The 13,595-nt window shown below is 46.2% G+C and carries 8 protein-coding genes; 2 read left to right on the top strand and 6 right to left on the bottom strand.

The annotated features are described in order from the left end of the window. Window positions 1–139: 139 nt before the first annotated feature. Both ACGE0T_RS09505 and ACGE0T_RS09500 read right to left on the bottom strand, forming a co-directional pair. Window positions 140–1,804 (bottom strand): AMP-binding protein, encoded by a 1,665-nt coding sequence (locus ACGE0T_RS09505; RefSeq protein WP_459190222.1) that lies wholly within the window; start codon window positions 1,802–1,804, stop codon window positions 140–142. 65 nt (window positions 1,805–1,869) lie between these two features. Then, window positions 1,870–3,801 (bottom strand): biosynthetic peptidoglycan transglycosylase, encoded by a 1,932-nt coding sequence (locus tag ACGE0T_RS09500; protein ID WP_459190221.1) that lies wholly within the window; start codon window positions 3,799–3,801, stop codon window positions 1,870–1,872. 109 nt (window positions 3,802–3,910) lie between these two features. Here ACGE0T_RS09500 and ACGE0T_RS09495 point away from each other — a divergent pair, with 109 nt between their 5' ends. Further along, the gene (locus ACGE0T_RS09495; RefSeq protein ID WP_459190220.1) at window positions 3,911–4,909 is read left to right on the top strand and encodes a 2-hydroxyacid dehydrogenase; all 999 of its coding nucleotides are present in this window, start codon (window positions 3,911–3,913) and stop codon (window positions 4,907–4,909) included. A 92-nt stretch (window positions 4,910–5,001) separates the two neighbouring features. Beyond that, the gene (locus tag ACGE0T_RS09490; RefSeq protein WP_459190219.1) at window positions 5,002–5,838 is read left to right on the top strand and encodes a patatin-like phospholipase family protein; all 837 of its coding nucleotides are present in this window, start codon (window positions 5,002–5,004) and stop codon (window positions 5,836–5,838) included. A gap of 313 nt (window positions 5,839–6,151) precedes the next feature. Here ACGE0T_RS09490 and ACGE0T_RS09485 read toward each other — a convergent pair whose 3' ends face one another. The 4 genes from ACGE0T_RS09485 to ACGE0T_RS09470 form a co-directional block, all read right to left on the bottom strand. Beyond that, window positions 6,152–8,656: a beta-N-acetylglucosaminidase domain-containing protein gene (locus ACGE0T_RS09485; protein ID WP_459190218.1), complete on the bottom strand. Its 2,505-nt coding sequence runs from the start codon at window positions 8,654–8,656 to the stop codon at window positions 6,152–6,154. Window positions 8,657–8,845: 189 nt separating this feature from the next. Continuing rightward, on the bottom strand, window positions 8,846–10,540 hold the full coding sequence (locus tag ACGE0T_RS09480) for a DUF3857 domain-containing protein (protein WP_459190217.1): 1,695 nt from the start codon (window positions 10,538–10,540) through the stop codon (window positions 8,846–8,848). A 57-nt stretch (window positions 10,541–10,597) separates the two neighbouring features. Then, a complete protein-coding gene (locus ACGE0T_RS09475; RefSeq protein ID WP_459190216.1) occupies window positions 10,598–12,559 on the bottom strand; it encodes a DUF3857 domain-containing protein in 1,962 nt (653 codons plus the stop codon). Between the two features lie 12 nt (window positions 12,560–12,571). After that, the gene (locus ACGE0T_RS09470) at window positions 12,572–13,585 is read right to left on the bottom strand and encodes an AMP-binding protein (protein ID WP_459190215.1); all 1,014 of its coding nucleotides are present in this window, start codon (window positions 13,583–13,585) and stop codon (window positions 12,572–12,574) included. Window positions 13,586–13,595 lie beyond the last annotated feature (10 nt).

Genomic DNA, 13,595 nt, shown 5'->3' with positions numbered 1-13,595 from the left:
AAGTCTTATATCCAGCTTCATCTATAAAGAAAAAACTTGTCGACCTTCAATACGATGAAAAGTATCGGAGGTCGACATCTATATAGAGGCCTTTGATGATCAGGATATCAAAGAACGAATAAACCTTAAGTGCGTGATATTAATTATCTTCAGCCGGTTGATACAAATAACGTTTAATACTTCTTTTCGGAGTTTTTTCAAATTCCTCCTGATACAGTTTGAAGCAGGAAACTTTGCTGTATGAAGGCATTTCAGTATTTAGTTGGTCGATATTCTGTTGCATCAATTTCTCTATTTCGGAATGTTGGATACCAGCTTTATCCACTTGTTCCCAGTCCGGATAGATTAAAGCGACTAATTTACCACTTTGCGAAATAATCAGAGATTCGGCTACATACAACATATTATTCAGGCGGTCTTCTATCTCTTCCGGATAGATATTCTGGCCACTGGCGCCTAATATCATCGTCTTGCTACGTCCGCGGATATAAAGGAAGCCATCAGCATCCAATGTGCCTAAGTCGCCGGTACGCATCCAGCCATTAGGCATCATTACCGCCTTGGTAGCTTCCGTATTTTTATAGTAACCCAGCATGACATTCGTTCCGCGTACAAGGATTTCTCCCACTTCGTTTTCCGGATCATTCGAATCAATCTTTACTTCCATACGGTCTACAATACGGCCTACAGAACCCTGTTTGAAGGTATCCCACTGTTCATAAGCAACCAACGGGCCACATTCAGTCATTCCATATCCGACCGTGTAACGGAAGTTTATGGATTTCAGGAAACTTTCCACTTCCTTATTGATAGCGGCACCCCCGATTACGATTTCACCGAAGTTACCACCAAAAGACGCTTCCAGCTTCTTTGCCACCATATCCCTTACTTTCTGGTCAATATAAGGAACCTTCAACAGCAATTTGGTAAGCGGTTTTTCCAGTTCGGGGAAAACCTTATTCTTTATAATCTTCTCAATAATAAGAGGAACTGCCAGAATCAGCGCCGGCCTGATAGTAGCGAAAGCTTCCGCAATAATCTTCGGGCTGGGCGTACGGGTCAGGAAATGCACATGGCATCCTTTATTTACCGAATTCAGAATCTCGAATGCCAGACCGTACATATGTGCCATCGGAAGCATACAGACAATATTATCGCCCGGATGAATAAACGGCAGGCGGTCGTAAGCAAACTGCGTGTTACTCCATAAACTGCGGTAAGGAATCATTACCCCTTTAGAGAAGCTGGTCGTACCGGACGTATAGTTCAGCACTGCTAATTCTTCCGGTTTCTCCTTATGGTATTTTACATCATCGGGAGAAAAGGAGCGGGGAAACTTCTTACCGAAGTATTCGTTAATCCGTTCCCGGACAATCCGGACATCTTTGTTTTTGCTTTTAATGATAGAGAAATTATCCAGCATCATGAAAAGCTTCACATCAGGCATCATCTTCTCATTCATATTTTCCCAGTTGCTGGCAGCAGCCAATACGGCTTTCGAACCTGAATGGTTGACAATGTGATGTATATTATCCGGTTTGAAGTCGTGCAGGATCGGTACAGCTACTGCACCGTAGGCAAGTATTCCGAAGAAACAAATAGCCCAGTTGGATGAATTGCGCCCCACAAGGGCAACCTTGTCGCCCGGTTTAATACCGGCATGTTCCAATATAATATGGAACTTTTCTATCCGGCGGGCAACATCCTTAAAGTGGTAAGTATGTCCGTTATAATCGGAGAAAGCAGGAAGGTCCCAATGTTCCTTCATGCTTCTTTCTATAAGGCCTAAGAAACGATCATTCATAATATTATATGTTTTTATAAAGAACCAAAATACAGGGTTAATGTTGCAAATATAACTAATATATTCTATATATCCTCTTCCTGAATACCCAATGCTTTTAACATATTAACGGCAGGTCCTGTAATCTTTACGGAACCAGGTCCGGCATTTTGAGCCTCTTCCGCAGTAATTCGTCCCCGGTCTGTCATCCGGTTGAGAATTACGTTAAAATATTCCTCATAATAAGGTTTTAATTCCAATCCGTCGAAGCAATACCGTACGTGTTTGGGCTTAGGTATGATGCTGGCCAGAAATATGCATTCGCTCAAGGTCAGGTCTGCCGGTTCTTTTTTGAAATAGAAGTGCGAAGCCTCAGCTGCCCCATAAATAAGAGGACCCCATTCTACAATATTCAAATAAACTTCAAACATACGTTCTTTGGAGGTCAGATGATTTGTTTCAATCAACCAGACGATCAATATCTCTTCCAGTTTGCGGGCGATTGTTTTTTTACGGCTCAGGAATACATTTTTCACAAGCTGCATGCTGAGTGTACTTCCTCCACGGGCAAAACGGCGTTCTTTTATATCTTGTATCAACGATTCGCGGATAGCACTCGGTATAAAACCGGCATGCTGGAAAAATCCGGCATCTTCACTTTGCATGATAGCCAATGGCAGATAATGGGAAACCGCATTGAACGGCCGGAATGACGGATTAGCCGTACCTATTTCAAAAGTGCGTACCGGTTCACCATTTTCATATACCGTATATATAAACGGTTCGTTCATTTTCCTCAAATCGGTATTTCCGTAATTTGTTATATGGAAATTCCGTCCATTCAGCGTCGATTCAAATTGCAGGCTGTCTATTTGCGATAGATCCATATCCAGCAGGAAATGCCAGGATAAGGTTCCCTCGGCTTTCAATCCTTCCAGGTTGTAAAAAAGCCCGTGGGGAAGAGAGTTGAATAACTCGTTTGCCGGAAAATCTTTTTTATCTACGGAAGCGGTAATCCGCCAGTCTTTGTCCCTGGTAATTTTCAGGTAGGGGTTAAGTTTGAGTTCATTGAATTGCAGTTCAGTCGTACTGTCCAGTTCGAAGAAGTTCTTTCCTATATTTAGTTTCCAGTCCAGTAGCCCTTGATTCAGAGATACCGTATCCGGTGAAATACGTTCCTGGTGGATGGTCAGTCCACTGATATATGTACGTCCCTGTAAAGCATGTAGATTCTTTTCCTCTTTGAGGGTAGACATTTCAAAGGAAAGCGTATCGAATTGTACACAGGCCCCCCAACGGTACTTCAGGAAAGGGAGCGTTATCTTGCTCTCCCGGGGAGTGGACAGGCAGATTTTCAACTGTTTCTGTTTGCTTTGAAGTTCCCCTTTGCATTTCCACTCACCGGAAATACCGTTTTCCGTACTCCGGATATTTGTTTCAAAAGCATGGTCTTTTATAATGAGAGAGGGAATTTCTATTTGCAAATTATCATCTTTATTCCTGTAGGATATTCTTAAATCAGTTAATGAAGCATTAGCAGGAAGCAGATGAAAGACCCGGTCTAAAACCTTGTGGGCATTGCCGGCATAATTACGTTCTGCTTCTACCGCATTTACATGCTGTTTATCCGAAGGCATGTTTCTGTATAAAAAATCAAAGTTTGAATTTTTTTCCTGTTTGATAAAACAGACGGATAAATGATTCACCCCGATTTCCTGTACTTTCACTTTTAACAGGAGAAGCTCGGGCAGGGCCAGACTGACTTCAATACTTTCTGCATTCAGTAACGTATCGGCATTGGAAGGCACAATACTCAGCCCGTCTATCCTGATGCCACTCAGCCCTTGCATATAGACATCTTTATACTTAATAGCAAGCTGATGGCGTTCTTCTATTGCAGCCAGTTTGCGGTCTGTATATTTCCGGACAATAAAATTGCGCCCGCACAATATCAGAAAAATCAGGACAATAATGGATATACCACCTGTCCTTATCGCCATTTTATACCTAAAATACATATTCTTTCTTGTTTAAAACTGCGTCAAAAGTACACCTTTTCTTTCGACGGTTAACTCTTTTCTTTCAACATTTGGCGCCGTCAATTTGTTAGATATAAAAACGAAACATATGGCATACAAAATATCATTCTTCGGGGCTAAGCCTTACGACATCGCTTCTTTTGATAAGGTAAATGAAAAGTTTAATTTCGATATCCGTTATTACAAGGGGCTTTTGAATCCCAATAATGTAATCCTTTCACAGGATGTGGATGCTGTCTGCATCTTTGTAAACGATATGGCCGATGCCAAGGTTATAGATGCCATGGTAGGCAATGGGGTGAAACTTTTGGCACTCCGTTGTGCAGGATTCAATAATGTGGACTTGGAAGCTGCAAAGGGCAGGCTCCCGGTAGTACGTGTCCCTGCCTATTCTCCGTATGCTACGGCCGAATTTTCAGTCGCATTGATGCTTTCCCTGAACCGTAAAATCAACAGGGCTTACTGGCGTACCCGCGACGGTAATTTCTCCCTGAACGGATTGATGGGATTCGATATGCATGGAAAGACTGTCGGTATTGTCGGCACCGGTAAGATAGCCCGTATCTTAATCCATATATTAAAAGGGTTTGGCATGCATGTGTTGGCCTACGACCTGTTCCCGGATGAGAAATATGCCAGGGAAGAAGGGTTCAGCTATGTTTCATTGGACGAGCTATACAGGCAATCGGATATTATATCCCTGCATTGCCCGCTGACGGAAGAGACACGTTATATGATAAATAAAGCCTCCATCGCGAAGATGAAAGAGGGTGTGATGATTATAAACACCGGCCGTGGACAGTTGATTCATACCAACGACCTGATAGATGGGTTGAAGGAGAAAAAGATAGCTGCCGCAGGGCTGGACGTGTACGAGGAGGAGGGCGAATATTTCTATGAAGACAAGTCCGACAAAATTATAGACGATGATGTATTGGCCCGTCTGCTTTCGTTCAATAACGTGATTGTAACGTCACACCAGGCATTTTTTACCAAAGAAGCCATGCAGAATATTGCAGAGACGACTTTGCAGAATATAAAAGACTTCTTTGAGCACCATACTTTAGTAAATGAAGTTAGTCTTTAAGTACAGACTATGTTTTTATATCGCTGATTTATTATATTTTTGTGGCCATTGTCCGGTGTGAACCAGGCAATGGCTTTAATTTTGACAAAGATATGAGAATAGACAATCACACAGGTTTAGTACTGGAAGGAGGGGGGATGCGCGCCATTTTCACCGTCGGCGTATTGGATTACTTTATGGACAACAATATCTGGTTTCCCTATACCATCGGTGTTTCGGCCGGTGCCAGCAACGGGATTTCTTATGCTTCGCGACAGAGGGGACGTTCCCTTTACAGCAATGTCGATTTGTTGAAGAAATATAACTATATCGGTCTGCGCCACTTTTTGCGTGGGAGGGGATATATCGACATGAAGTTCTTGTTTTATACCTATCCCGAGAAATATTATCCGCTGGATTATGAAACTTATTTCAAGTCGGAGAACCGCTTCGTCATGGTGACGAGCAACTGCCTGACGGGAAAAGCCGAATATTTTGAAGAGAAAAAAGACCCGGCGCGTCTGGTGGATATATGCCGGGCTTCATGCACACTGCCTGTATTGTGCCCGATTGCTTATGTGGACGGTGTTCCGATGGTGGACGGAGGCGTATGCGATGCGATTCCTATCCGTCGTGCCATAGAAGACGGGTTTTCCAAGAATGTGGTTGTCCTGACTCGGAACAAAGGGTATCGGAAAAAAGAGAAAGATTTCTGGTTGCCCGGCTTCATTTACCGTAAATACCCGGCAATCCGTAAGCAGTTGAAGCTGCGTTACCGCCATTATAATGAAGTGCTGGATTATATAGATGAACTTGAAGCGAAAGGAGACGCATTCGTCATCCGCCCTGAAAAGAAAATGAACGTCGGACGTACGGACAATAACCCGGAACGGCTATCTGCGCTTTATAAAGAAGGGTATGAGATAGCACGGCGTATTTGCAACCAATAAAGCCATACTTTTTAACTATAGCCGAAGTACCCCTATAAATAAAAATTAGTACCGGTAGTAATTTGAATTAGTAGCGGTACTAATTGAAATTACTATCGCTACTAATATTTTTTAACAAAGCTGTGTGACTATATTAAATGTGTATGGCTCCAGTGGTGGATGGGATGTGCTTTCAACTTTAGGGAAGAGGCTTCCCTAATACTTGGGAAGGTGTTTCCCCAACGGTAGGGAAGAGGTATCCCCACTACCGGGGAATGCTCTTCCCAAGTAGCGGGGATAACTTTAACAGGATATTGCCGGAAGCAACCTGCTTTTACCGTACAACCTGATGTATCCGTACCGGTTTGCTTACTGCACTGATTTCAATCGCATCGGCTCCTTCAAATGCGGATTTGTCTAACTTGACATAATCGGCATAGCCGTAATAAAGGATATGCTTGTTGCCGTCCGGCTCGGGGCTTGTGATGGAAATCATACTGTCGTTGTTGCCGGAAAGATAGAGTTCTATTTTATCCGTATCGTTACATTTCACATGGACTTTCTCGCCCGGTTTCAATACTTTGAATGTGCTCAGGTTCGAGTCGTACATCATCAGTTCTTCGTTGACTTCCGGGGCCTCTTTCGTTTTGACACTGAAACTCAATACATACAACTGCATTTGTTTGTCCGAAGTATTTCGCATACGGATATAACGCGCTTTCGGGTCGATGGAGGCAACTGTCTCCTTAACATCTTCGGCAGGTATATCCTGTATAGCCGTCCAGCTTTTGCCGTCGGCAGACCATTCGAATACACGTCCCGGCACATTACTTTTCGGCATATTGAAATTAAACGAGGCAGCCTCTTTCTGAATCTCCCATCCCAAACCGATATATTCGCCCGGTTCCACGCGGATAACTTCATACAGCGGGACATAAGCTATCTGGTTGTCATCGTCCGAATAAGGCTGATGTTTCAGTTGTTCCACATTGGTCAGGGTAGAGGCCATGCTCATATTCACTTCACTGGCGGGAGTTTCATCGCTGGCAAGCAAGTTGCGGCTGGTCTGGCGGTATAATTCGTGGATAAAAGGAGTCAGTACCAGCGAACCGGTCTTTATGCCTTTCTGGTACGGATTCTGGTTGAAGGTACGGTTTATTATCTTCATGCTGTCCAGTAAGGAGTTCAGGCGCAGATAGCGGTACCAGGTGGCGGATTTGTCTTTGCTGTACCAGGCATGCGCCATCAATAAAGATTGTGTTCCGGCTTGACCTAATAACTGGAACTGTTGCAGCCAGGGATTGATTTCTTTAATGAGGGCCATGTTTTTACTCCGGCTGTAAATCATATCCGGGGCAACGGTTATCTGGGTGAACAAGCTGCCCATGCGGTTTGCTGCCGTTTCGAGGAAAGAACCTTTCTTATAAGATGCAAGGAACGATTCGGCTGCCGCTTTATGACGGGCGGATTCTTCACGGCGGTACAGGTGCCCGTTCGGTCCCGGGTCGCTGTTGTTTTCACAGAAAGTACGGAATGCAATCGTGGCATCCGGCATGATATACTTGCAGGAGGCTTCGAATGCGTTTTCAGGGTTGTATGCAGGCATGTTCCAAGTGTATAGACCTACTCCGAATAAGCCCACCTTGGAGGCTTCCGCCCGTTCCATTGGGTTGGCAACAAATCCGGTCATTGCATATGCCGCTTCCGTATCCAGTCCGTATGCCGGTCCCATCAACAGGTGGTCGCGGCAGTAGTCGTTGACCGGGAAATTCCACCATACGTAAGCCGGGCGGCGGATGCGTTTGTTCACCCATTCCAGCCCTTCTTTGGTAATGTCGGCTATCACACGGTCGCCGGTCCACATAATCTGGACGGCAGGGTCGAGCTGTTCTCCCAGGATATCCAGATAATCGGTCGTAGCCCAGGCACGGTTGTACTCGGTCGGGCACATAATCAGCGGTTGGAGGTCCGGTTTCTTTTCGATAAATTCTTTCTGTATGTAATTCAAGAGGCCGGCTTGCTTTTCAGGTTTGGCACCTTCTCCTGAGATATCGTCAAAGAATACGGCAAAGGCACGTACGCCCAAATCATACATTTGCCCGAATTTGGTGATGATGTTCAAGCTGTCGGTCCGGTTCCATTGGATGTCTTGCCCCGGGTGGATGGCCCATACGAAATCGACCTTATTGCGTGCCGCTTCGGTGGTCAGCTCTTTGATTTGCTGCGCTTGTTCGGCGGGATAAGGCTCGCGCCAGTTCGGGGAACTATGGTAAGGGTCGTCTTTCGGACCGTAGATATAGGTGTTCATTTTCAGTTTTCCGTAGAAGCGGAGTTGTTCCACGCGGTCGGCATGGCTCCACGGTTCGCCGTAAAATCCTTCTACAATGCCCCGGTGTGCTACGGACGGGTAATCCTTGATAGAGCAAAGGGGGAGGACACGGGTTCCTTTTTCACCGTAGCCGGATAACTGGTTGAGTGTTTGTGCTGCGTAAAACAAGGAACGGTCGTCTACGATTTCGATTGTAATCCCTTTTTGGGTGATAACGAGCGTATAGGCTCCCGAACGTTTCATTTCAGGGGTCTTTGCTTTTATTTTCTTTATTTCGAGGGGGAGGGCTTTGCCGGATTGGGCGAAAGGCAATGCTTTTTTCAGTAGTTTGACTGCCTCCGGGTCGGGATTGCTGATGCCGCGTAAGGCATATCCGCGTGTCGGGGTGTATTGTTGGCTGGAAATGATGATTTCCTGCGGTTCAGGATACAAATCCTGCGGCAATATTTGTGCCTGGGTGCTCATTGTGCATGTCAGCAGCAATGAGACGAGTAGATTTAGTGTTTTCATACGATGTGTTTTTATCAATTGTTCAGGATAAATGGAGATGCGAGCGTGTCAAAAGCTATTACTGAACGCAGATGACGCAGAACACGCAGATTTGCGCAGACCCTGTTTTTTCAATAAATAATCTGCGTAAATCTGCGTAGTCTGCGTTCCCTAATATAGACTTTTGACATCCCTGGTTTATGTTATTTGTCATTCAAGGGTAAACATCAATACTTTGCTGTTTGTATTTCCCCATTCGGTCAGAAGGGTACGTAAAGCGGCATATTCGGCAGGGGTATAAAGCTGTTTGTTCAGTTGCAGGCTGCGGGTCACTTTAGCCGTCTTTCCGTCTTTTTGGACAGAGTAAACATATTTGCCGGCTGCATTGGCAATGGTTTTGTCGGTCGCCGGAGTACGTAAATCCATATCGGCAGGTATGGCTACGGTATACGTATATTGTTCGTTTACCTGACAGGGCATCAGCAGGTTTTCTTTGCGGACACTGTTCATCCGGCAGAAATAGCTGTTTGCAAGGGTGGAAGGAGCATCCGGCAGATTCACCAGCAGGTATCCGTTTTCTGCTTTCAACGGTTGGCTGGAAGTGCTTTCTTTCTTGTTCTCGCTAAAATAGGGGAACTGTCCTTCGCCTGTGTCCGATGTGATTTTCGATTCGGCTTTATCCGGTGAAACGGTCATGCTTACCTGGTAGTTGATATCTGTTTCCAGTGCATCGAACGTCAGCTTTTCTCCGGATGCCAGGCTGAAAGAAGGAACCAGATTATGAATCCGTCCGGCTGTTACCCGTTGGGTCGATGTGGGCGAAAGCAGATAGCGTTTCCCGTCTGCATTGGCAACTACAAATAATTCGTTGATTGCATTTAATCCGCATCCCCGGTCTGCGTTTACACGGTAAAGGGCGGCAGGTTCGGCCTGTATGCCTGCGGCATTTAAAAGACCGTTCAGCAGGTTTGTTTTTTCGGCTACGGTTCCGTAGGCAGAGTTGATAACCAAGTCGGCAGGACGCAGGCGGAAACCTGTTTCAGACAGGGAGAGGCGGCTGTTACCCAAATCCTTCGTTACATAATTCATGATGGCTTGCAGCTTCTCCGTATCTGTATTCTTACCTTCAGTAATACTTTCGGAAACTACTTCTATCTGGCTGTCGTTCTTAGGATTAAATTGTTTGAATAAAGTCTGCAATGCTTCTTTTTCCGAAGGATAAGTCGTTGCAGTGAGGAAAGGGACATCTCCGTTCATAGCATAAACGAACAAATCGCGTGAAGCGGCCGGAAGGTTGCGCAGTGTCCATTGAATGGTCTTTGTGCCGTTGGCTACCTTTATTTCCGGTTTGGCTTTGTCGTATTGCATGGTATAGGATACCTGTTCGTTTTCCGGCACAACGATTGTATAGGTATATTCCTTGACCGGAGAAGATTGCAGCAATTCATCATATATATCCAGGGCCGGCAAATAGCCCGGTTTGGAAAGAATGGAATAATCCAGATAGATGGTAGCGCCCAGTTCCAGCCCGGTATGGACTACAACCATTTCTTTCAGGTTGTTGTATGCCGGTGCATCGGCAGCATTGCGCGGCAACACTTCTACAAAGGCGTTGTCCGGTGTTTTAACGATATTGCCATCTTTCTGTTTGGTATAGGATGCATGGATTTTCAGTTCCTGGAATGCCGGGTTGTACACAATAAAGCTCTCTCCGTACGTACCGTTCATTGCGGTATGTGTAAAGAGCGTCAATTCCATATTGCAGCGGAACTCCTGGCTTCCGTCTGCGTTCAGGGTATAGGTCTTTGACAATTTCCCGTATTCGGCCTCCGAAGCCGCAAATGCCGATACCGTCACCAGCAGCAGGCACAACAGGAATGCGAATTTATTTATCTTATTAATCATTGTCTTTGTATTTTATATAGTTTCAGTAATCGGTAGTTCCTTTTCCGGTACTGTCGGTTACTTCTTGATAATTAAATAATCTCCGAAACTCTTATAAGCATTCACGGCGGAGCGGAAACCGTCCCAGTCGCCTGCTTCGTAAACGCGTTTCTTTAAGGCCAGTTTCTGGTGTAATACCACTTTATTGCCATCCTGGCGGAGCGTTCCTTCAAAGTCGGCGGCGCCGCTTTGTTTATTGTCTGCCTTCGATTCGTTGACCAGTTTGTATCCGGCGGGAAGTTGGATGGTTTCGTCCAGTTCCACCAAACGGGAACAGCCGTCCTTGAATCCGTATTGGCGTGTTTCCAGATCCGTATTGATACGGAGGAAGCTCTTTACCTGGTTGTAGAGGTTATTCATTACCAACGGCTTGAAAAGCATTTCTTTTTCTCCCGGGAGAGCATATTCCGGTATTTCGTAACGGAATGTCATCTTGATAGGAGCCGCCTGGTAGTTTTTCGGGTCTTTGCCATAATCGACGCTCAGCAGGCGTGCTTTGGGCGATACGGCAAGAAGCTGCGATTCCAGCATGTTCTGCCATTGTGATTGCCATCCGCGGGTGAACATGCCACGGATATTGCTGTCGGACTGCCCTTCGGCCGTGATGGTGAACTGTCCGGTCAATGTTCCCTTGTTATCCAGTTTATTGGTGGCGTTGATGCGTACATAGTGGTTTTCCGGGGCGGAAACCGGTGTCAGGCAAAGGTCTGAACCTTCGGGCACGCCCGGCAGGTAGTTTTGCTGTTGCTCGGCACTGCTCCACAGCTCGCGGCAGAAAGGCACCCAGGTCGGGTCGAGCGGCATATAAGTGCCGTTGGACAGTTTTACGACAGCCACACAGTGGTTGAAATGGTCGGCAGGGATACTTTCCACGCGGCTGCCTGCCATAGTCATAGCCGGGTAGGCTTCGAAGCCAGCCATGCGAAGGAAGGAAATCAGTGTTCCGGCAATGTCTTTACAAACACCGCAACGGTCTGTATAATTCATTTTCGTATTGTGCAGCGTATAACCTTCCCCTTTCCCCATGGAGATACCGGAGTAGCGGATATTGTCGGCAACCCAGTGGGTCAGGACGGCTATCTTTTCCATTTCCGTCTTTTTGCCTTTTATCAGTTCGTCCACTTTCTTCTGTGCTTCAGGCAGTGGAGCAAAACTTCCGTAATCCTCGTTTACCTTGTTGAACCAAAGAGATTTATCCTGCCAGCGGGGAGTGGAAGACATCATCAGTTTGGGAGCTGCGTCGAACAGGTCTACCATATTCGGCTCGCGTTTGGTCGGCATGATGTCGTTGCTTATGAATGTATAGGCTTTCTTGCCGTCTTCATAGCGCATGGAGGATGTGCAGTCTCCCTGATAGAACTGGAACTGCATATCTTTTTCCATCGGGATGGAAACCTTGTACACTTTACGCACGGTAGGTTCGGTAGCCCAGAACGGAACAATATCGTAGAACTGCCCGCGCATAGGGGGGATGAAACGGGATTCGTCGTCTCCGCCGTTTGCCAGCAGGGCATAGGTAAACCCTTTCTTATTAATCTGGTAGTCGATAATGTCGCCGGGAGCCAGTTGCCCAACTTCAATCATAATCTGGCGTGCCCCCCAATAGATGGCGCGTGCCGGGGCTACATAGTCGCAAGCCTGGGTAACATCCAGGTTGATTACGTCTCCGTTTGCTTTGTACACGGTGACACGGTGGAACTCGGCATGAGCCGTAAGCGGGTCGTAATCGTATTTGATGATACGGTTGTCTACCGCCCCCTGGGGTGTCATGATTTTGATGACTTTGCATACGGCAAAGGAACCGGAACCGGTGGGTTGTACATGTACGGCTGTGCTGTCCAACAGGTTTACACAATCGTAACCGGCATAAACTTCCGGTTTTTGGAGTGTCGGGTCCGGTGCGAACCGGCAACTTTCCCCACTTTGCCCGTAAGCGGAAAGGGCAAGAAGGGATAAGGCTGTAATAGTAAAGTACTTCATATACGAGTGTTTTTAAATGATATTCAATGATATCCTGCTTTGCGCCAAGGCCCGGCAGGTTTTCCGGTCTATTTTGCCACTGCCGGTCAGTGGGAGCGTTTCTACTTCGATAATGTATTTAGGGCGTTGGTATTTCGGCAATACGCTATCGATACGGGATTGAAGCCCGGCAGGCTCCACCTTCTTTTCTTTATCCTCTATCAACAACACGATTGCTTCTCCGAATTTGGGATGCGGAACAGATGTTATCGCAAATTTAACAGAAATAACGGGATGTAACGCTTCTTCTACTACTTCTGTCTGAATTTTTATGCCTCCGCTGTTGATTATATTGTCTTTTCTGCCCAGAATACTGAAACTTCCATCCGGATGAAGGCGGGCGACATCATTTGTTTTCAGCACTTCATCGCAGACCAAAGGGGCTTTTATCACCAGCGTATCCTCTTCCGACAGGGAAATGTCAACGGAAGGAAAAGGATGATATGCCGGAGAGGCTTCCGGGCCGTTCAAGCGACGAAGGGCGATATGCGAAAGTGTTTCCGTCATGCCGTAAGTGGAGTAGACTGCATTCGGCAACTGCCGTATTTCATTTTCCAATGCCGCATCTATGGCTCCGCCTCCGATAATAAGAATATCCGTTTGGCAGAGCCGTTCCCGCTCTTCCGGATTCCGGAGGGTATTGTAGACCTGCATCGGTATCATAGCAGCAAAACGAAGCGGTTCGCTTACGCCTGCCAGCGGATGACCGGACGGTTGGCGTACAATCAGGTTCAATCCGGCATAGAGGGAGCGCACTACCATCATTTTTCCGGCAATATATTGCAGGGGCATACATAGCAGGGCGTTATCGCCTTTCTTTAGTCCTAAATATTCGCAGGTGATGCGGGCGCTCTGCCACATCTGTTCTTTACGAACCGTCAGTTGTTTGGGGGTTCCGGTCGAACCGGAGGTTTGTACTTGAATATAGGGTGAAGGATCTTCCCATTCGGCAAGGAATGTTTTTAAATCTTCTTCTATTGTTTGCATATGACTCTGA

This window comes from Parabacteroides sp. APC149_11_2_Y6 (assembly GCF_054506995.1).
Note: the sequence above shows the minus strand (reverse complement) of the source record. Positions and strands in the feature narration are given on the sequence as shown.